Source organism: Natronomonas gomsonensis, assembly GCF_024300825.1.
In the GTDB taxonomy this organism is placed as follows: domain Archaea; phylum Halobacteriota; class Halobacteria; order Halobacteriales; family Haloarculaceae; genus Natronomonas; species Natronomonas gomsonensis.
The window spans coordinates 2,200,414-2,219,892 of the sequence record NZ_CP101323.1 but is presented as its reverse complement, the minus strand read 5'-3'; the positions used below and the strand labels follow the sequence as shown (position 1 = coordinate 2,219,892).

Here is a 19,479-nt window from a genome sequence, read left to right as displayed (position 1 = left end):
CAGGGTTGGGGCTAAAAGCGCGTCGGGGGCGAGGCTTCGAGCGTCAGCGAGAAGCCTCGGATGGCGAGCGGGGAGCGAAGCGACCCGCGAGCGGCGGATGAGAGCGCCGGTGTGAAGGCTCTCGGAAGACGAACGGCGAACGTAGTGAGTCGTGAGCAACGACTGACACTACCGATTCAGCGTGTGTGTCGCTTCGCCGCGGGCGTTGGCGGCGGCCTCGGCGACGGCTTCCGACAGCGTCGGGTGGGTGTGGATGGTCGCAGCGATGTCTTCGAGTTGGGCGCCCATCTCGATGGCGAGGCCGACCTCGGCGATGAGTTCCGAGGCCTCGGGGGCGACGATTTGGGCACCGAGGACGAACTCGGTTTCGGCGTCGGCGATGATTCGGACGAACCCATCTGATTCGTCGAGCGTGAGCGCGCGTCCGGAGGCCCGAAGCGGCATCTCGCCGACGACGGGGTCGAAACCGGCGTCGGCGGCGTCGGCTTCGGTCATGCCGACGGTGCCGATTTCGGGGTCGGTGAAGACCGCTGCCGGGACAGCCTGATAATCCAGGGCCGCGGGTTCGCCGGCGATGACCTCGGCGGCGACGTGACCCTCCTTGTACGCCTTGTGGGCCAACATCGGCTCGCCGGCCACGTCGCCGACGGCGAAGACGTTCTCGACGCTGCTTCGGGCCTGGTCGTCGGTCTCGATGGTGCCGTCCTCGGCGGTTTCGAGCCCGATGGCGTCGAGTCCGACGGTGTCGGTGACGGGCTGGCGGCCGACGGCGACGAGCACCTTCTCGGCGGTGTACTCGTGGGTCTCGCCGTCCTCGTCCTCGGTCGTGACGAAAGCATCGGTGCCAGTGTCCTCCCACTGTTGGGCGGCCTCGCCGAAGTGGAACTGTATGCCCAACTCCTCGGCACGCTCGCGGACGACGCGGGTCACGTCGTCCTCGTAGCCCGGCAGGATGTCGTCGAGCATCTCGACGACGGTCACCTCACAGCCGAGTTTCGCCAGCACCGTCGACAGTTCCATGCCGATGTAGCCGCCGCCGACGACGAGCAGGGAATCCGGGAGTTCGGTCAGCGACAACAAGCCGCTGGAGTCGAGGATGCGGTCGTCGTCGAACTCGAAGCCCGGCAACTGGATGGGACGGCTCCCCGTCGCGACGATGGCGTGTTCGAACTCGATAGATTCGCTGCCCTGCCCCTCGCCGCCGTGGGCGACGCGGACCGTGTCGTCGCTGACGAACTCCGCGCGGCCGGGGACGAGGTTGACTCCGTTTGCCTTGCACAGTTTCTCGACGCCGCTCGTGAGTTGGTCGACGACGCCGTCCTTCCAGTCGACCATCCCCTGGAGGTCGACCGCCGGGTCGGCGTAGACGCCCATGTGTTCGGCGCCACGTGCCTCGTGGGCGACATCGGTCGCGTGGACGAGCGCCTTCGATGGGATACAGCCCGTGTTGAGACAGGTGCCGCCGTAGGCGTCCTTCTCAACGAGCGTCACGTCCAACCCGAGTTGCCCGGCGCGAATCGCGGCGACGTAGCCGCCCGGGCCGCCGCCGATGACCAGTACCTCCGTTCCGGTTGCGATGTCTCCTACGACCATCTGTTATCGGAGTACTCACTCGCCGGGGTTAAAAACTGGCAGGAATTGCCGAACGATGGCGGTAGCAGATATCTCCGCCGTTCGTTCTAGCGGGTTGCGGGCCTGTGGCCCGCAACCGCATGTCGTGGCGGCAGAGCAGCCACGCGGTGCGCCGGAGGCGCACCCGAGGCGTAAAAAGTTCGGAGCGAAGCGCGTATCAGTTCCGACCCGCTATTTCCGTCAACTAACCATGACTCGCAAGGACGACTACTACAACAGGGCCAAACAGGAGGGGTATCGCTCCCGGGCGGCCTACAAACTCAAGCAACTGAACGAGGAGGCGGGCCTCATCAGCGAGGGCAACACCGTCGTCGACCTCGGTGCGGCGCCGGGCGGGTGGCTCCAGGTCGCCAACGAACTGGCCGGCGACTCGGGGACCGTCGTCGGCGTCGACCTCCAGCGCATCAAGCCAATCGACGGCGTCGAGACCGTCCGCGGCGACATGACCGAAGACGACACCCGGGAGGAGGTCGTCGATATGGTCCGCGAGGCCGACCAACGGGAGGCATCGGAAAGCGGGAGCGGGGAGGAACGACCCGCGAGCGGTGAGGCCGATGCCGTGGTTTCGGACATGGCGCCGAACATGACTGGCGAGTACTCGCTGGACCACGCGCGGTCGGTGTATCTCGCGCGGATGGCCTTCGAGACCAGCCTCGAACTGCTGGCACCGGGCGGGGACTTCGTCGCGAAAGTGTTCGAGGGACCGGACACCGACGACCTGCGGGCCGACATCGACGAGGAGTTCGAGTACGTCCGCACCATTCACCCGAAGGCCTCCCGGGATTCCTCTTCGGAGTTGTTCATGGTCGCGAAAGGCCGACTCACCGCGCCGGTTCGAGAGGGTGACCAACTCGAAGTCGACATCGAGGACGTCGGCAGCGAGGGCGACGGCATCGCGAAGGTCGAGGGGTACACGCTGTTCGTCTCCGGAACCGAGGCGGGCGAGACCGTCGAGGTGCGGGTGACCGACGTGAAGCCACGCTTCGGCTTCGCCGAACGGGTCGACTAACGCGAGCGCTCCTCTTCGAGTTCGTTTTCGAGTTCCTCGACTCTGGCTTCGAGTTCCTCGACGCGGTCGCTGCCACCGCTTCTGCTCACGAGAAACAGGACGACGAGCAACACTGGCACTGCGAAGAGGAACAGTATCAGGAAGATGATGAGCAGTTCCGGGCCGCCGGGGATGCCGAATTGGAGGGGCAACATAACCGGTACGTTCGCACGCGACGTGAAAAGCGTTCCTGCGAATTAGACCGGTGCGACGCCCTCCTCGGAGCGGCGAATCGCCCCGGTGATGAGGTAGACGAACGGCGTATCGACGAGTGCGATGAGGAGTTTCAGGACGTACTGACCGACGATGAGCGAGAGGACGAAGCCGACCTCGTAGGTCGCGCCGAAGCCGAGTTGCGGGAGGACGTAGAAGCCCAATCCGACGAAAATCACGGTGTCGATGGCCTGACTCGTCCCCGTCGAGGCGACGTTGCGGAGCCACAGCATCTCGCCGTCGGTGAGTTCCTTCAGTTTGTGAAAGACGACGACGTCGTAATTCTGACTGACGAGGTACGCCGCGAGGCTGGCGACGACGAGCGGGCCGCTCTGACTGAGCACCGCAGCGAAGTTCGCGGGGTCGATTGGCTGGCCGGGAACCGCGGGTGCGGCGATGGTGCTGTAGACGAGCGCGAGCAACAGGAAGTTCATCAGGAAGCCGACGTTGACGAGCACCTGACCGGCGCGTTTACCGTACAACTCGGTGTAGCAGTCGGTCGCGAGGAAGGTCAGCGCGTACGCCAGCGCCGCGCCGGGCAACACGAGACTGGTCCCCGTCACCGGCAGTCCGACGGGGGATTCGAACAACAGGAGTTTCGAGGCGGTCACCTGTGCGGTGACGAGCGCGGTGACGAACATCGCCGCCAAGGCGACGGCGCCGGCCGGGAGCGCACGCCGCGGTTCGACGGCGTTACTCATCGTCCTCCAGTCGGTCGTGGCGGGCGTCGATTTCGTCTAAAATGTCGAGGTTCTTCCGGATGGACGAGCGGATGGCGTCGCTTCGGTTGACGAACTTCCCGCCGTCGCCGACGTGGTCGTCGAGGTCGTCGAGGAGTTCCTGTGGAATCTCGACGCTTATCTTGGGCATACTCGAAGATGACTGTGAGAATACTTAAGCCGTTCCCAACGCCTGTCGGCGGTTCGGAGCGTCAGTCGGCCGGTTCGACCCGCCGTCGCTCCCGGCGGCCACCCAGCGTGAGGAGCCACAGGATTCCCAATCCGACGCCGTAGGCGAAGATGATGGGGATGCCGAGGAGGAACATCGTGAAGACGCCGCGGGGGGACAGAAGCGCCCCGGCGGCGAGGACGCCGATGGTGACTTCCCGCCAGCGGGTTCGCATCGTCCGATAGGCGACGATGTTGCCGCGGTAGAACAGCACCATCGAGACGGGAATCATCGCGAGGATGCCGATGCCGACGGTGAGGAAGAAGATGAGCCAGCCGTAGTTGTTGATGCGGTAGGCGATTATCATGCCGGCGTCGAGGACGTCCGCAGCGAGCCACGAGATGACCGTCGGTGCGACGTAGACGAAGCCGACGATGCCCCCGACGACCATGCCGACGATGAGGCTGCCGCCCCACGCGAGCAGGACGCGGCGGTCACCGCGGGCCAGTCCGCGCTCTTTCAGCGAGGGCCAGGCGTAGTACAGCAACAGCGGCAACACGGCGGCGGCCCCGAAGATGGTCGCCACCTTGATTTGGAAGATGAGCGCCTCGACGGGGTGGAGCGTAACGATGGACACCTGCTCGGCGGCGTACTCCGAGGGCATTCGGCTGACGAACTGGTCGTTGAGTCGGCCGATGCCGCCCTGATACAGGACGAAGAACGTCCCGGCCAACACGACCATGAACAGGCCGACCAGTCGGAACGATTTCGCGGTGACGCTGTTGAGGACGAAGGCGGCGTCGTAGGCGTAGCCGCCGATGTCGTCCTCGTCGATGTCGTCCTCGCTGAAGGCGCTCAACATCCCGGCGCCGCGGCGGGCGAGGATGCCACCTTCCTCCTCGTCGTCATCTGCCTGGGTTTCGGTGGCCGCGGCGCTCCCGTCGCCGCCGTCCTCGAAGTCGTTCGGGGACACGTCGCCCTCCGGCGGGTTGATGTCGTCGTAGCGGTCGAGGATGGCCCGTGCGCGCTCGGGGTCGTCTTCCTCCATCGCCTGTCCGGCCAGAGCGACGGCCTCGTCCTCTTCGAGGCGGGCAAAGGCGGCGGCCGGCGCCGCTCGAATGCCCCCCTCGTCGAGTTTCGAGAGGTCAATGTCGGCGGGGTCAGCGGGGGACCCACTCGACACCGCGTACTGCTGGGCGCTCTCGTCGAGGCCCTCGTAGACGAAGTAGCCGAAGCCGACGAGTACGGTGAGGGCGCCGTAGAGGGCGCTGACGACGGCGGTGTACGTCGCTTCGGGAAGACCGTAGGCCTCACCCGCGGGGATGAACCGATAGCTGGACCCCAGAGAGTCGAGGACGCCGTTGACGCTTCCGGCGCCGCCGTAGGTGTAGAAGGCGTAGACGAGAGCGCCGCCGAGGAGGAACAGCCCCGCCAGCACGTTCCAGTGGGCGCGAGCGACCGACCGGAAGTCGGTCGATTCGGTCGAGCGCTTCGCCGTGACGACGATCTTCGCCAGATACAGCGACACCCCGTACAGCGTCACGAGCGGGACAGCCCACATAACCTGGGTGAAGGGGTCCGGCGGGGAGAACAGCGCGCCGAAGATGAAGATGGCGACGACGGCGTGTCGCCACTTGTCCCGGAACGTCTCGTAGGGGACGATTTCGGTGTACGACAGCGTGCTCATCACCAGCGGCAGTTGGGCGGCGAGTCCGAACGACAGCGACAGCAGGAAGATGAACTGCGCCCACATCGAAATCGAGTAGGTCGGCTGAAAGCCCGCGCCGACGGCGTTCGACGCGAGGAAGCCGAACATGAGCGGGAAGAAGAGGTTGTAGGCGTAGGCGACGCCGCCGGCGAACAGCGCGAGGCTGACCGAAATGAAGCCGGCTGATTTCCACCACGGAATCGAGTCGGGCCACCGCCCTCGCTGCTTCAGCGAATCGCGCGAGTAGTAGATGAGCATCGGCACCGACAGCAGAACCCCGACGACGAGTCCGATTTTCACCTGTAGGAGAATGACCTCGAAGGGCGTGATGGCGACGACGACGATGTCGGGGTTGGTGTTGAGGTCGGCCTTCAGGATGCTCCAGACGAACGCACGCAGGACGTAGATGGTTCCGATGAGGCCGATGACGAAGACGATGAACACCTTCTGCAGATGGGTCTGTGCGGTCGACAGCAGGGCACCGAGCTGTGCACGCCCCTCCGCGACCGTTCGCTTGACATCGTCATCGGCGGCACTAGACACGACGGGAAGGTCGGCTTTCGCAGTTATCAACCTTTTCCGTTCGGCCTGCCGGCGCCGACGAGAAGGCTTACAAACGGCCGGTACCGTTCGACGTACATGGGTGAGACGGCCGACGGGTCCTACGAGGTCGACGACGGCTTCGTCGGCGAGGGCCCCGAGAGCGACGAGGAGATGCCGCTTGCGGACCACATCGAGGAGATGGTGTACCGCCTCGGCATCGTCCTCGTCGTCATGGCAATCGTCTCCGGCGTCGTGTTCCCCTTCGGCGACTACATCATCAACTTCCTGTGGTACTCCGTGCTGCCGGGCGGCGACGTGGCTCGTCCCCGGGTGTATCACCCGCTCGCGCTCATCCTCGCGCGACTGAAAGTCGCCACGCTGGGCGGGTTCATCGTCGCGCTTCCCGTCTTCGTCTACCAGACGTACCTGTTCATGCGGCCCGGCCTCTACGAACACGAGCGTCGCTACTACCTCGCCTCGGTCCCTGCCAGCCTCGTCCTCGCGGGCATCGGCGTGCTGTTCGCGTACTTCCTCATCCTTCCCGCCATCTTCACGTACTTCCTGACGTACTCCCGGAGCGCCGCCGTCGTCGCGTTCGGCCTCTCCGATACGTTCGGCCTCATCGTCCTCATGATGGGGCTGTTCGCGGCGGTGTTCCAGATTCCGCTGTTCGTGATGTTGGCCATCATGATGGGGCTGACGACGCGGGCGTGGCTCGCCGAGAAACGGCTGTACTTCTGGGGGGCGTTCCTCGGTATCGCCTTCCTGTTCAGCCCCGACCCCACCGGGATGGCCCCCATCATGGTCGCCGGGACGATGATAGGACTGTTCGAGTCGACACTGCTCGTGTTGCGCTGGGTCGGCCGCTAAGGCCGCCCGAATTTCCAACGTTTCTCACCCGACAGCGACTGCTTCGGCCGCCGTCCGGCAAAGGTTGCCGTAACTCTTGGTTATAGATGCATTGGGATATATGCACGACACACATGAATAACGACGAGCGACGGGACACGGCGTCCGACCTGCCTGACGGTGGCCGGGCGTTGGGTTTCGGAACGCGCTGTCTCCACGTCGGACAGGGGCCGGACGCCGAGACCGGCGCCGCCGCCCCGCCGATTTATCAGACGACTTCCTTCGAGTTTCCCGACGCAGACACCGCGGCCGCTCGATACGCCTTAGAGGACGACGGCAACGTCTACTCTCGCATCGCCAACCCGACCGTCCGCGCACTCGAGAAGCGTCTCGCCTCGCTGGAGGGCGGCACCGACGCCCTCGCGACTGCCTCCGGAATGGGCGCCTTCGACGCCGCGACGCTCGTCCTCGCGGAGGCCGGCGACAACGTCGTCTCGGCCTCCTCGATTTACGGCGGCACCCACGCCTATCTCTCTCACACCGCCGCCCGCCGTGGCATCGAATCCCGATTCGTCGACACCCTCGACCCCCAAGCCTACGACGACGCCATCGACGAGGATACCGCCTTCGTCCACTGCGAAACCGTCGGCAATCCCTCGCTCGTGACGCCGCCGCTCGAGGAAATCGCGGAGGTGGCCCACGACAACGGCGTGCCGTTGTTCGTGGACAACACCTTCGCGACGCCGGCGCTGTGTCGACCGCTGGAACACGGTGCCGACATCGTCTGGAACTCCACGACGAAGTGGATTCACGGCTCCGGGACGACGCTCGGCGGGATTCTCGTCGATGATGGGTCGTTCCCCTTCGCGGAATACCCCGAGAAGTACCCCGAAATCGGCGCCCCGAATCCCGCCTTCGACGGTGTGAACTTCAGCGAGCGCTTCGGCGACCGCGCCTTCACGATGGCCGCCAGACACCGCGCGACCCGCAGTCTCGGCGACCAGCAGTCCCCCTTCGACGCGTGGGCGACGCTGCAAGGTGTCGAGACCCTCCCGTTGCGGGTGGAACGGCACTGCGAGAACGCCTTGGCCGTCGCGGAGTATCTCGACGACCACCCCGATGTCGCGTGGGTCACCTACCCCGGCCTCGACTCCCACGAGACCCACGACCTCGCTTCGACGTATCTGGAAGGCGGCTACGGCGGCATGGTCGCCTTCGGCCCCGAGGGCGGCTACGAGGCCGGCAAGCGAATCTGTGAGGGCACCGAGGTGGCGAAGTTCCTCGCCAACATCGGCGACGCCCGGACGCTCGTCATCCACCCCGCTTCGACGACCCACGCGCAGTTGAGCGAGGCCGAACAGCGCGAAAGCGGCGTCACCCCCGACCTCATTCGGCTGTCCGTCGGCATCGAAGACGTAGACGATATCATCGCTGACCTCGAGGCGGTACTATGAGCGAGGACCGCGGCGTCGAGTCGTTGGGCGAGTTCACCTTCGAGTGTGGGGAGTCGATTCCCGACCTCGAAATCGCCTACGAGACCTACGGGGAGTTCACCGGGGATAACGCTGTTCTCGTCTGTCACGCCCTGACCGGCAGCGCCCACGTCGCCGGCGGCCGACGGCGTTCGGATACGGCCGGGCAGGCCCACGCGTGGTGGGACGACATCGTCGGCCCCGGCAAGGCCATCGACACCACCGAGTACTACGTCATCTGTGCGAACGTCCCCGGGTCGTGTTACGGCTCCTCGGGACCGGCATCGACGAACCCCGAGACGGGCGAGCCGTGGGGTACCGACTTCCCCGCCGTCACCGTCGGCGACTGGACGCGCGCCCAGCGACTCCTGTTGGACGAACTCGGCGTCCCGAACCTTCATGCCGTCGTCGGCGGGTCCGTCGGCGGGATGAACGTCCTCGATTGGGCCAAACGTCACCCCGACCACGCCGACCGGGTCATCGTCGTCGCCGCCGCGGCACGACTGGACCCCCAGTGTCTCGCCTTGGACGCCATTGCCCGCCGCTCGATTACGACCGACCCCAACTGGAACGACGGCGACTACTACGGCCAAGACCCGCCCACCGAGGGACTGGCGCTGGCCCGCCAAATCGGCCACGTGATGTACCTCTCGAAGTCCTCGATGCAGGACAAGTTCGGCCGCCGGTCGGCGGGGATGGACATGGGTCGGGACACCTTCCCGTCCGACCCCGCCGCCGGGTTCTTCCCCTACCGCGAGGTCGAGTCGTATCTCGACTATCAGGGCGAGAAGTTCGCCGAGCGCTTCGACGCCAACTCGTATCTGTATCTCTCGCGAGCGATGGACAACTACGACCTCGCCTCGGGGTACGACTCCGACGCCGACGCGCTCGCGGCCTTCGACGGCGAGGCGCTTTTGCTTTCCTTCACCGGCGACTGGCACTTCACCGTCGAGCAATCGGAGGAACTCGCCGAGGCGTTCCGTGCGACCGACGCCGCGACGGCCCACCACGTCATCGACTCCGACCACGGCCACGACGCCTTCCTCGTCGAACCCGACCGCGTCGGCCCGCCGCTCGACGACTTCCTCGCCGACGGCGTCTACGGGAAAGCCGTCTCCGATACGGTCGAAGACCACGACGCTGGCGACGACTTCGCCCCCGTCCACACGAGTCTGTTCTCCGACTGATACGGAGTGTTGTAACAGAGTGCCGGCGAGCGCCAGTAGCTGGGTCGGCGCTCGCCGGTAAAAGACTACAACAGTCCGTATAGCGCTCCGTCATAGACTCCGGTGAGCGTTGCGAGGAAGGTCGGTCTTTATTTGTGCTCACCTCCCGGTGTCGGTATGTTCGACCGAGACGACCTGTACACCGATTCCCTCCACGCCGGACAGGAAGCCGACCCGACGACGGGCGCCCGCGCACCGCCGATTTATCAGACGACCTCCTACGAGTTCGAGGACGCCGAACACGCCGCGGACCTCTTCGCGCTCCAGGAGGCGGGCAACATCTACTCCCGCATCATGAACCCGACGAACGCCGTCCTCGAAGAGCGGATGGCGACGCTGGAGGGCGGCGTCGCCGCCATCGCCACGTCCTCCGGCATGGCGTCGTTCGACCTCGCGACGTTCATCCTCGCGTCGGCGGGCGACAACATCGTCTCGTCGTCGTCGCTGTACGGCGGCACCTACACCTACCTCACCCACACCGTCGAGCGCCGCGGCGTCGAGACGCGCTTCGTCGATACGCTCGATTACGAGGCCTACGAAGAGGCCATCGACGAGGATACCGCCTTCGTCCACTGTGAGACCATCGGCAATCCGGCGCTCGTGACGCCGGACCTCGAACGGTTGGCCGACATCGCCCACGACAACGGGGTGCCGCTGTTCGTGGACAACACCTTCGCGACGGCGGCGCTGTGTCGGCCGCTGGAACACGGCGCCGACCTCGTCTGGAACTCCACGACCAAGTGGCTCCACGGCTCGGGGACGACCATCGGCGGGATTCTCGTCGACGGCGGGTCGTTCCCGTGGGCCGACCACGCCGAGCGGTTCCCCGAAATCGCCCAGCCGAACCCCGCCTACCACGGCATCAACTTCGCGGAGACCTTCGGCGACGCCGCCTTCGCCTACGCCGCCCGTACCCGTGGCCTTCGGGACCTGGGCAACCAACAGGCCCCCTTCGACGCCTGGACGACCGTTCAGGGGCTCGAAACCCTGCCGATGCGGATGGAGCGACACTGCGAGAACGCCATGGCCGTCGCGGAGTACCTCGACGAGCACCCCGAGGTGTCGTGGGTCACCTACCCCGGACTCGACTCCCACGAGACTCACGCGGAGGCAAGCGAGTATCTCGACGGCGGTTACGGCGGCATGATTACCTTCGGCCTCGAAGCCGGCTACGAGGCGGCGAAGAAGACGGTCGAATCGACGGACCTCGCGAGTCTGCTGGCGAACGTCGGCGACGCGAAGACGCTCATCATCCATCCCGGTTCGACCACTCACCAGCAACTCACCGACGAAGAAAAGCAGGCCAGCGGCGTCACCGACGACCTCGTTCGCCTGTCGGTCGGCCTCGAAGACACCGACCGCATCATCGCCGACCTCGACGCCGCAATCGAGGAAGCGACCCAATAGAACCTCCCTATCCGTCGTAGAAGAGAAACACCGCGGCGCCGCCGACGACTGCGATGGCGTAGGCGGGTTGGGCGAGGACGGTCTCGGTCACACGGCCGAACGTGACGCCGTCGTAGGCCAGCGATGCCGTCGCGATGTCGACCGTAACGCCGACCGATGCCAAAAGCACCACCAGCGCCCCGAGGGCGACCAACGCCCCGACGGCACTCAACGGGTGGTCGTCTACCCAACTGCTCACCGAACTGACCGGCCGGAGGGCCGCGGCTTTCGCTCCCATGTCGTCTCGACGTAGGACCGAAGCGCGCAAAAACGCACCGCAGACGTACGGATGACGCGCGTCTGACGCCGCGGTGTCGACCGATTACAAGACCGCTTTGGCTTCCAGCAACTCCAGTAGGTCCGTCATCGACTCGACGATTACGTCGCAGTGGGGACCGACCGCCGGTTTCGGCTCGTAGCCGATAGCGAGTCCGGCCACTTCCAGCATCGGGAGGTCGTTGGCGCCGTCACCGATGGCGACGGTGTCGTCCATCTCGACGCCGACATCCTCGGCGAGTTCTTCGAGGGCGGTGTCCTTCGTCCCCTCGATGAGTGGTCCTTCGGCCTCGCCGGTGAGTTTCCCGTTCCGAATCGGAAGGGAGTTGGCGACGATGGTGTCGACGGAGACGCCCTCCCGTTCGAGTGCGGCCGCGACGCCGTCGTCGAAGCCGCCGGTGAGGATGGCGACGTGGTGGCCGGCCTCCGAGAGGGCGTCGATGACCTCGGCTGCGCCCGGGCGCAACTGCACGCGGTCGAAGGCCGCCTCGACTTGCTCCTCGGGGAGGCCGTCGAGCAACTCGGCGCGGGCGTAGAGGCTCTCGGCGTAGGAGAGTTCGTCGTTCATCGCCCGCTCGGTTATCTCGTCTATCTCGTCGGCGACGCCGGCTTCCTCGCCGAGCAGCACCGTCATCTCCGAATCCGAAAGGGTCCCGTCGAAGTCGAACGCGATGAGCATACCCTCTCTGGGTCGGGAGGGGTCACGAAACCGTCGGTTCCCGCGAACCCGCCCGTTAGGCCGCCGCGGGGTCGGCGTCGGCCCACTCCGTCCACAGCACCAACAGACTCGGCAAAACGACGACGCTGCCGAGGAAGGCGTAGACGATAGTGAGTGCGGTGATGATGCCGAACTGCTGGAGCGGGACGAGCAGCGCCAACCCGAGGATGGCGATGCCGCCGGCCGTCGAGGCGGTCGACCCCAACAGCGCGCCACCGGTGCCGAAGACGGCGTTTTCCAGCGCCGCCTCGGTGCCGATATCGCGGTTCAACTCGTAGACGTAGCGCTCGGAGACGTGGATGGAGTAGTCGATGCCCAGTCCGATGGTGAAACTGGTGATGAGGGCGGTCATCACGTTGAACGGGATGCCGAGCGCCGCCATCGACCCGGTAATCCACGCGACGGCGAGGGCGACCGGGGCGAGCGTGACGGCGCCCAGCGTGGCGTACCCCTCTAGTCGCCTGTAGACGGCCATCAACACGCCCAACACGACCACGAGCGTCACGAGGAGGCTGTCGACGACCGTCGACAGCAGGTTCTCGGCGACGGCCTGATTCATGATGGGCTGGCCGGTGGCGATTGCGGAGAGTCCGTCGCCGTCGACGGGGGCTGCTGCTGGCCGGATGTCCTCGGCGATGGCGGGTTCGCTCTCGGTGCCGTTTACGGGGACGACGAGTCGCAACGCGACGTACTCGCCGTCTTCGCGGTGAACCCACGTACCCGCACCGTCCGGTGCCGCCTCGTAGAAGGCGTCGTAGACGGCTTCGAGGTTCCGGTCGGGGACGCCGTCGCCGTCGGTGTCGGCGGCGGTGAACGTCTCGTTGAACGCCGCGTCGTCGTCGGCGAGGTCGGCCATCACCCGTATCGGACTCTGGGTGGCGTTGGTGTCGTCCGGCAGGATGAGCACCGAGCCGCTCCGGTTTGCGGTGTCGGAGGCCGCCTGTACCCGGTCGAGAGTGTCGTCGGCCGTTACGTCTCCCCTGACGAGAATCTGGGTCGTCGTCCCGCTGTAGATGTACGTCTCACGGTCGACGAACGCGATGTTCTCTTGGGCGGTGTAGTTCCCCGGTTCGAGCGGCCCGAGTCCGTCCATCCACTCGGGGGTCTCCTCGACGAGGAGGTCCTCCTGTTCGAACGTGGTATCGACGGTCGCGGCGCCGCCGCCGGCGATTAGCGTGACGACCAACGCGGCCGCGAGGACGCCTTTCGGCGAGCGACGGGCCGCCACGAGCGGCACCGCGAGCAACGCGGTGAGTCTGCCGCCTTCGGTGCCGACGGCGGGCGCCCGCCTGTCGGCGCCGCGGGCTTCGAGGCGCTCGTCCAACTCGACTTTCAGAATCGGGACGAGCAGTCCGAAGACGACGAAGGCGCCGGCGATGCCGACGGCGCTGACGAGACCGAACTGTCGGACGGGCGCGACCCCGCTGACGAGATTCGAGAGAAAGCCCGTCGCAGTCGTGATGGTGACGAGCGCCAGCGCCGCGCCGACGCCGCCAAGCGCCGTCGCCATCGCCTTCCGAACTGACGTCGACCGGGGTTCGTCGCCGAACTGGAACCCTCCCACGTCGTCGCCCCCGTCCGGCGGCCGTTCCTCGCGAGCGCGCATGAAGACGTGGATTGCGTAGTCGATTGACAGCCCCATCAACAGCACGGGGACGGCGACGAACAGTTGATTGAACGTGATTCCTGCCCAACCCATGAAGCCGAACGTCCAGACGAGCACCAAGGCGACGCCGAACAGCCCCAAAGCCACGTCATAGAGGTCCCTGTATGCGAGGACCAACACGACGAGGACGAACAGGAAGGCGAGCGGCCCGACGATGGCGAGGCTGTCGAACGACGACCGCCGGAGTTCGTCGTCGATGACGCCCTGTCCCAACACCATCGCGTCGCCCTCGACCTCGCTGTCGACGATGTCGGCCATCCGCGTTTGGGCGCGCGCGAGTTCCTCCGCCGGAACGCTTTCGCGGTGGGAGACGACGATGGCCGTCGACTCGGCCGTCTTGCCGTTGCCCTCGTAGCTCGTCGGGACGGTGGCGAACGACCCCCCTTCGGGCCACGTGTGTTCGACGTCGTCCATCACGATACCGACGGCATAGGAGGTGTACAGCTCCAACTCGAACTCGGAAAGTCCTTCGATGGCCTCGATTTGTTCGTCCAGTGGTGGTCGCGGTTCGACGGTAATCTCCTGTGCGTCGACGCCCTCCTCCCTGCGGATGGCGACGATGGCGACGACGTTCGAAATTCCGAGCGGCTGTTGGTCTTCGATGAGCGTCGCCCCGACGACGGGGTCGTTTCGGAGTTGCCGTTGGACGCGCAACTGCTGGAGGTACCGCTGTTTCGTGAGGACGTTCTCGTCGTCGGCGATGACGACGAACGACCCCGTCGAGTTCGCGGCTTGGCCGCTCATGTTGTCGGTGATGTAGCCGTCGGCGGCGTGTTCGGCGGTGCCGCCGCGAAACTCCTCTAGGGTCGTGTCGAGAACGACCCCCGGAAGGCCGAGTCCCAAGACGAACACGACTGCCAGCGTCACAGCGACGACTTTCCGGCGGTGTTCGTAGACGACGGACTCGGCGAGACTATTCGGCTTCATGCGGGCACGGGGGCGACAGCGGGGACACGATTCACCCGACGTGACAGCGGAGCTGATAAATACCCATCGCCGGTCGTTGACGGTCGTTGATTATCGCCGCCAGTCGACAGCACCAAGTTGTCCATTCACTGGATTGCGTGTCTGGATATATCCACATTTGTGCATACAAACGGGGTTTCGACCCCGGCAGCACGCGGCGATGAAGAAAGCGTTATCCCTCACGGCCGGGACCGTACGCCCATGAAGGTACTCGTTACGGACCCCATCGCTGACGCCGGTCTCGACGTGATACGCGACGCCGGCCACGAGGTCGTCACGGACTACGAATCGGAGGGTGAGGAACTGCTCGAGGCGGTCGCCGACGCCAACGCACTCATCGTCCGTTCGGGGACGGAGGTCACCCGCGAGGTGCTGGAGGCCGCACCCGACCTCGTCATCGTCGGTCGGGCCGGCATCGGCGTCGACAACATCGACATCGACGCCGCGACCGACCACGGCGTCATCGTCGCCAACGCCCCGGAGGGCAACGTCCGGGCGGCCGCCGAACACACCGTCGCGATGACGTTCGCCACGGCGCGGTCGATTCCGCAGGCCCACGTCCGCCTGAAGGACGGCGAGTGGGCGAAAGGCGCCTTCCTCGGGACCGAACTCAACGGCAAGACCCTCGGTATCGTCGGGTTGGGCCGGGTCGGCCAGGAAGTCGCGAAGAAACTCGACTCGCTGGGGATGGACCTCGTCGCGTTCGACCCCTACATCTCCGAGGAACGCGCCGAGCAGTTGGGCGCCGAACTCGCGGAACTCGACGAGGTGCTCGACACCGCCGACGTGCTCACCATCCACACGCCGCTGACGCCGGAGACCGAGGACATGATTGGTGAAGCCGAACTCGCCCAGATGGAGGGCGGCTACGTCGTCAACTGCGCCCGCGGCGGCATCATCGACGAGGCCGCTCTCGCAGACGCCGTCGAAGACGGCATTCTCGCCGGTGCGGCACTGGACGTCTTCGCCGAAGAGCCCCTGCCGGAGGACAGCCCGCTGCTCGACGTCGAGGACGTCATCGTCACGCCGCACCTCGGCGCCTCGACGGAGGCCGCCCAGGAGAACGTCGCCGTCTCCACCGCCGAACAGGTCGTCGCCGCGTTCAACGAGGAGCCGGTAATGAACGCACTGAACGCGCCGTCGATGGACGAATCCGCCTTCCCGCGGGTCGAACCGTACATCCACCTCGCCGAGACCGCTGGCAAAATCGCGGTCCAACTGCTCGACAGTCGCGTCGAGAGTGTCGAGGTCAACTACGAGGGTGACATCGCCGAGGAGGACATCGAAATCGTCACCGCCTCCGCGCTGAAGGGCGTGTTCAAGCCGCTGGAGTGGCAGGTCAACGCCGTCAACGCCCCGCGCATCGCCGAAGAGCGTGGCATCGACGTGACCGAGAGCAAACGTCGGCAGGCCGAGGACTTCCAGAGCCTCGTGACGGTCACCGTCAGCGACGGCGAAACCGAAATCGCCGTCTGCGGGACGCTGTTCGCCGGCGACGACCCGCGTATCGTCCGCGTCGACGGCTACCGCGTCGACGCCATCCCCGGCGGGAAGATGATGGTCGCACGCAACACCGACGAACCCGGCGTCATCGGCCACATCGGCTCGGTGATGGGTGAGTTCGGCGTCAACATCGCGGGGATGTTCAACGCCCGCGAAGTCCACGGTGGCGAGGCACTCACCGTCTACAACGTCGACCAAGAGGTGCCCGACGAAGCCCGTGAAAAGCTCGAATCCGACGAGCGCATCATCGAGACGAAGTACATCAGCCTGAACGGCTAATCGGACGGACAGAAGGCGGTTCCCAGCCGCGTTGATTCAAAGCCAGCCGGTCAGTTTCGCCCACAATCCTTCGTCGGTTTCGTGTTCGGTTTCCGCCTTCGCCTCCTCTAACAGCCGCTCGTAGCGCTCGATGACCTCCTCGAGTCGCTTGTCGCGCGCTTCGAGTTCTGCTTCGAGGAACTCGGCCCACTCCTCGGTGGCCTCTCGTCGCCGTTCGCTGCGCCGCAGTTTCGCTTCGAGTTCCGTCACTCGCTCGTGGTCCGTCCCGACCGTCGGGAGCGGTTCGGATGAGGCGGATGCCATAGCGAACGTGTGTCACGCACTACCAAAAACCTACGTCAGACGGGCGTCACAAACGCCCCGTGTGGGCCGTAAGCGTTCCGTTCCGCTCCTCCGATAAACCTTGAGACTCGGGAACACGGGTGTTACAGCGCCTCTACCTGCAGTTAAAAAGGGGTGCTGATTACCGGGGGAACGCCTTTCGCCCCTGAACGTCACTCTCCGATATGTCAGATGAGACGGCCGACGGCGGTGGCTCGGAGTCGCCGGGGGTACCCGACATCGGCCCGCCGGCGCTCCACGCCGACCAACCTACGCCGCCGCAGTTGGAGAACGGCGAGGGGTGGGCGGCCGACCCGCTTCTCGTCTCCGGTTGCGAGGCCTACGTCGAGGGAGAGTACCTGTATCAGGACTACGTCTACGACGACCACGGCGCCGACACGCGGTCGGTGCTGGAGCAACCGCCCGGTGGCGAGACGCTCGGTGGGTTCTACTGTCGCCCCACCGGTGACCTCCGATATCCGACGGCTCCCGACACCTACGCGTTCAACGGCGCGGACCTACTCGAACTCCGAGCGCGGCCGACGGCGGAGGGCGTCGCCTACCGCATCACGCTGAACACGATGCTGGAGCCGGATGCGGCGGCCATCGCAATCGGCATCGATACGAGTGCCGGTGAGGCTGATGACGGTCGAACCGACTGGGGGTACGGACTCGGTGAGTTGGGGGCGTCGGTCGACCACCGACTCGTCGTCTGGGGAACGGGCGCCGAACTCGACGGCAACCCGCTCGAAGACGACCACGTCACCGTCGACGTGCGCCGAAATCAAATCGAGGTGGAGGTACCGCTGGACCCCGAAGACGAGACGTGGCGACACTACTGTGTCACTGGTCTCTGGAACGCCGAGGACGGCCGGTTTCAGGAGGTTTCGGTCGACGCCGACCGCGAGGTACCGGGCGGCGGCAAGCGCGGCATGGATGTCCCACCTGTCTTCAACGTCGGTTTCCGGTTCGAGGAACCCCTCCGACGGAACATCGACATCGAGGAACTCCTTCCACGGTTGGCGATGGTCGTCGCCAACGCGCCGATGGAGGTACTCCAGCGACTCGACGAACCGTTGCAGTTGCTCGGATTGCTCGGGGACGCCCCGAAACTGTTCGACATCGAGGACCCGCTTGGACTGTTCAATCCGCTGGAGGACCCGCTCAGCGTCTCTGAGTTGGTCGGCGTCGCCAATCGCCTGTCGCCGTTCAGCGAGGCGGAGGCGGTCCCACGCTCCATCGGCATCGGCAACTGGCGGGAACACGGGCAGGCGACCGCGCTGGCCGCCCGCGACATCTCACAGTACCACGCCGACATCGACTTCGAGACGCTTCGCGCCGAGGAGACCGACCGCCGGGTTCCCGACTCGGGGTTCATCACCTACCTGTACCCCTCCGCCCACGAGTTCGGCGAAGGGGTCGACCCCTACGCCAACGTCCTGGAGGGCCGCATCCAGCCGTACGGCGTCTACGTGCCCGAGGACCTCGAGGAACCGGCGCCGATGGTGACGATGCTGCATTCGCTCGGCAACTGCTACACCCAGTATCCGGCGTACATGCCGACGCTGGTCGAAAACCTCGCCGAGGAGACCGGCGGCATCGTGTTCATGCCGCAGACGCGTGGCCCCGGTATCTGGTACAAGAAGAAGGCCGAACTCGATGTCTTCGAGGCGTGGCGGAACCTCGAAACCCGCTTCGACATCGACCGCGAGCGCGTCTCCGTGACGGGCTACTCGATGGGCGGGTTCGGCGCCATCATCATGGCGACGAAGAACCCCGACACCTTCGGTCGCTGTTTCGGCGTCGTCGGCCCGCCGGCCGAGGACCCGCTGCAAGCGCCGACGAACAACATGATTGCGACGCCGTCGCTGCTGATGAACGGCCTGTTCGGCGGCGAGGACGGCGGCGAACTGTTCTCGATTTTCACCGAGAAACCGGAGAACGCGCTCCGACTCACTGAGAACCTCAGACACGTCCCGATGCTTTTGTGGCACGGCGGCACCGACCCGCTCGTCCCACTCCTCGGGCCGACCAACTACGCGCGGGAACTCCGTGAACACGGCTACCGCCACCAAATCGACGTGTTCCCGAGCGTCGACCACTTCGCGCTCGCGATTCAGGACAGTTGGGACCGCGGGCCGTCGTATCTCTCGCCCACCGAGGTACCGAAACACCCCTCACGAGTCACCTACCGGCGCGTCCCCGAGTTCGACTACCCCGAACTCGGTATCGTCCACGACAGCGCCTACTGGGTCACCGACATCGACGTTCGGGAAGGCCACGGTAGCGGCCTCGTCGACGCCATCTCCCTTGCCGACGGCTACGGCGACCCGACCCCCGAGCGGTTCACGTCTTCGGGAACGAAACCGATGCCGTACACCGCCACCGGAATCGAGTGGGCGGACCCGGTGGACGTTCGTGGCCCCGAGAACACGCTCGAAGTCACGCTCGAAGGCGTCGAATCGGTGACGTTGTGGGTCGAAGCCGCGGGGTTGGACCCCGAAACCGAACTCACCGTCGAGGTCGATTCCGATGTCGATGCGACGCTGACGCTCCGGGGGTCCTTCGGCGCCCACGACGTCGAAATCGAGGCCGGCACGTCGACAGTCGAGGTTGACCCACTCGCCTGAACGACGGTCTCCTCGGCGCTCTACCGGGGTGCTGACTCCCGGCGATTCACTTAAATCAGCAAGTGCTAATAGGGCTAACACATTTCCCCATCGCC

16 protein-coding genes are annotated in these 19,479 nt (G+C 65.7%); 7 read left to right on the top strand and 9 right to left on the bottom strand.

The window, feature by feature from the left end; genetic code table 11:
* Nucleotides 1-168: 168 nt before the first annotated feature.
* The gene (gene lpdA, locus NMP98_RS11855) at nt 169-1,593 is read right to left on the bottom strand and encodes a dihydrolipoyl dehydrogenase (protein WP_254857882.1); all 1,425 of its coding nucleotides are present in this window, start codon (nt 1,591-1,593) and stop codon (nt 169-171) included.
* Nucleotides 1,594-1,822: 229 nt separating this feature from the next.
* Here lpdA and NMP98_RS11850 point away from each other — a divergent pair, with 229 nt between their 5' ends.
* A complete protein-coding gene (locus NMP98_RS11850) occupies nt 1,823-2,641 on the top strand; it encodes an RlmE family RNA methyltransferase (protein ID WP_254857880.1) in 819 nt (272 codons plus the stop codon).
* On the opposite strand, the gene NMP98_RS11845 is transcribed toward NMP98_RS11850, so the two are convergent.
* From NMP98_RS11845 to NMP98_RS11830, 4 genes are all read right to left on the bottom strand, one after another.
* On the bottom strand, nt 2,638-2,835 hold the full coding sequence (locus NMP98_RS11845; RefSeq protein WP_156709563.1) for a hypothetical protein: 198 nt from the start codon (nt 2,833-2,835) through the stop codon (nt 2,638-2,640). The two genes, NMP98_RS11850 and NMP98_RS11845, sit on opposite strands and share 4 nt — an antisense overlap.
* Nucleotides 2,836-2,877: 42 nt before the next feature.
* Nucleotides 2,878-3,594, bottom strand: coding sequence for a queuosine precursor transporter (locus NMP98_RS11840; protein ID WP_254857878.1), 717 nt, complete (start codon nt 3,592-3,594; stop codon nt 2,878-2,880).
* Nucleotides 3,587-3,763, bottom strand: a complete 177-nt coding sequence (locus NMP98_RS11835) for a ribbon-helix-helix domain-containing protein (RefSeq protein WP_254857876.1) — start codon at nt 3,761-3,763, stop codon at nt 3,587-3,589. Before NMP98_RS11835 ends, NMP98_RS11840 begins: the two co-directional genes overlap by 8 nt.
* Nucleotides 3,764-3,824: 61 nt before the next feature.
* The gene (locus tag NMP98_RS11830) at nt 3,825-6,032 is read right to left on the bottom strand and encodes a twin-arginine translocase subunit TatC (RefSeq protein WP_254857874.1); all 2,208 of its coding nucleotides are present in this window, start codon (nt 6,030-6,032) and stop codon (nt 3,825-3,827) included.
* 96 nt (nt 6,033-6,128) lie between these two features.
* Between NMP98_RS11830 and tatC the strand changes: the two genes are divergently transcribed.
* The 4 genes from tatC to NMP98_RS11810 all read left to right on the top strand — a co-directional run bounded on the left by tatC (nt 6,129) and on the right by NMP98_RS11810 (nt 10,986).
* On the top strand, nt 6,129-6,902 hold the full coding sequence (gene tatC, locus NMP98_RS11825; RefSeq protein ID WP_254857872.1) for a twin-arginine translocase subunit TatC: 774 nt from the start codon (nt 6,129-6,131) through the stop codon (nt 6,900-6,902).
* A 113-nt stretch (nt 6,903-7,015) separates the two neighbouring features.
* The gene (locus NMP98_RS11820; protein ID WP_254857871.1) at nt 7,016-8,335 is read left to right on the top strand and encodes an O-acetylhomoserine aminocarboxypropyltransferase/cysteine synthase family protein; all 1,320 of its coding nucleotides are present in this window, start codon (nt 7,016-7,018) and stop codon (nt 8,333-8,335) included.
* Nucleotides 8,332-9,540 carry a homoserine O-acetyltransferase MetX gene (gene metX, locus NMP98_RS11815; RefSeq protein WP_254857868.1) on the top strand — a complete coding sequence of 403 codons (1,209 nt, stop codon included), beginning with the start codon at nt 8,332-8,334 and terminating at the stop codon, nt 9,538-9,540. Before NMP98_RS11820 ends, metX begins: the two co-directional genes overlap by 4 nt.
* A 156-nt stretch (nt 9,541-9,696) precedes the next feature.
* Nucleotides 9,697-10,986 (top strand): O-acetylhomoserine aminocarboxypropyltransferase/cysteine synthase family protein, encoded by a 1,290-nt coding sequence (locus NMP98_RS11810; protein WP_254857866.1) that lies wholly within the window; start codon nt 9,697-9,699, stop codon nt 10,984-10,986.
* Between the two features lie 7 nt (nt 10,987-10,993).
* Here NMP98_RS11810 and NMP98_RS11805 read toward each other — a convergent pair whose 3' ends face one another.
* The 3 genes from NMP98_RS11805 to NMP98_RS11795 form a co-directional block, all read right to left on the bottom strand.
* Nucleotides 10,994-11,263 carry a hypothetical protein gene (locus NMP98_RS11805; RefSeq protein WP_254857864.1) on the bottom strand — a complete coding sequence of 90 codons (270 nt, stop codon included), beginning with the start codon at nt 11,261-11,263 and terminating at the stop codon, nt 10,994-10,996.
* A gap of 84 nt (nt 11,264-11,347) precedes the next feature.
* Nucleotides 11,348-11,980: a phosphoserine phosphatase SerB gene (gene serB, locus NMP98_RS11800; RefSeq protein ID WP_254857862.1), complete on the bottom strand. Its 633-nt coding sequence runs from the start codon at nt 11,978-11,980 to the stop codon at nt 11,348-11,350.
* Between the two features lie 55 nt (nt 11,981-12,035).
* Nucleotides 12,036-14,612 (bottom strand): efflux RND transporter permease subunit, encoded by a 2,577-nt coding sequence (locus NMP98_RS11795; protein WP_254857859.1) that lies wholly within the window; start codon nt 14,610-14,612, stop codon nt 12,036-12,038.
* Nucleotides 14,613-14,852: 240 nt separating this feature from the next.
* Between NMP98_RS11795 and serA the strand changes: the two genes are divergently transcribed.
* The gene (serA, locus tag NMP98_RS11790) at nt 14,853-16,433 is read left to right on the top strand and encodes a phosphoglycerate dehydrogenase (RefSeq protein WP_254857858.1); all 1,581 of its coding nucleotides are present in this window, start codon (nt 14,853-14,855) and stop codon (nt 16,431-16,433) included.
* Between the two features lie 36 nt (nt 16,434-16,469).
* Here the strand turns inward: serA and NMP98_RS11785 are convergent, their stop codons facing one another.
* Nucleotides 16,470-16,736: a hypothetical protein gene (locus NMP98_RS11785; RefSeq protein WP_254857856.1), complete on the bottom strand. Its 267-nt coding sequence runs from the start codon at nt 16,734-16,736 to the stop codon at nt 16,470-16,472.
* A 203-nt stretch (nt 16,737-16,939) separates the two neighbouring features.
* On the opposite strand from NMP98_RS11785, the gene NMP98_RS11780 reads away from it, so the two are divergent.
* Nucleotides 16,940-19,384 (top strand): prolyl oligopeptidase family serine peptidase, encoded by a 2,445-nt coding sequence (locus tag NMP98_RS11780; protein ID WP_254857854.1) that lies wholly within the window; start codon nt 16,940-16,942, stop codon nt 19,382-19,384.
* The last annotated feature ends 95 nt before the right edge of the window (nt 19,385-19,479 follow it).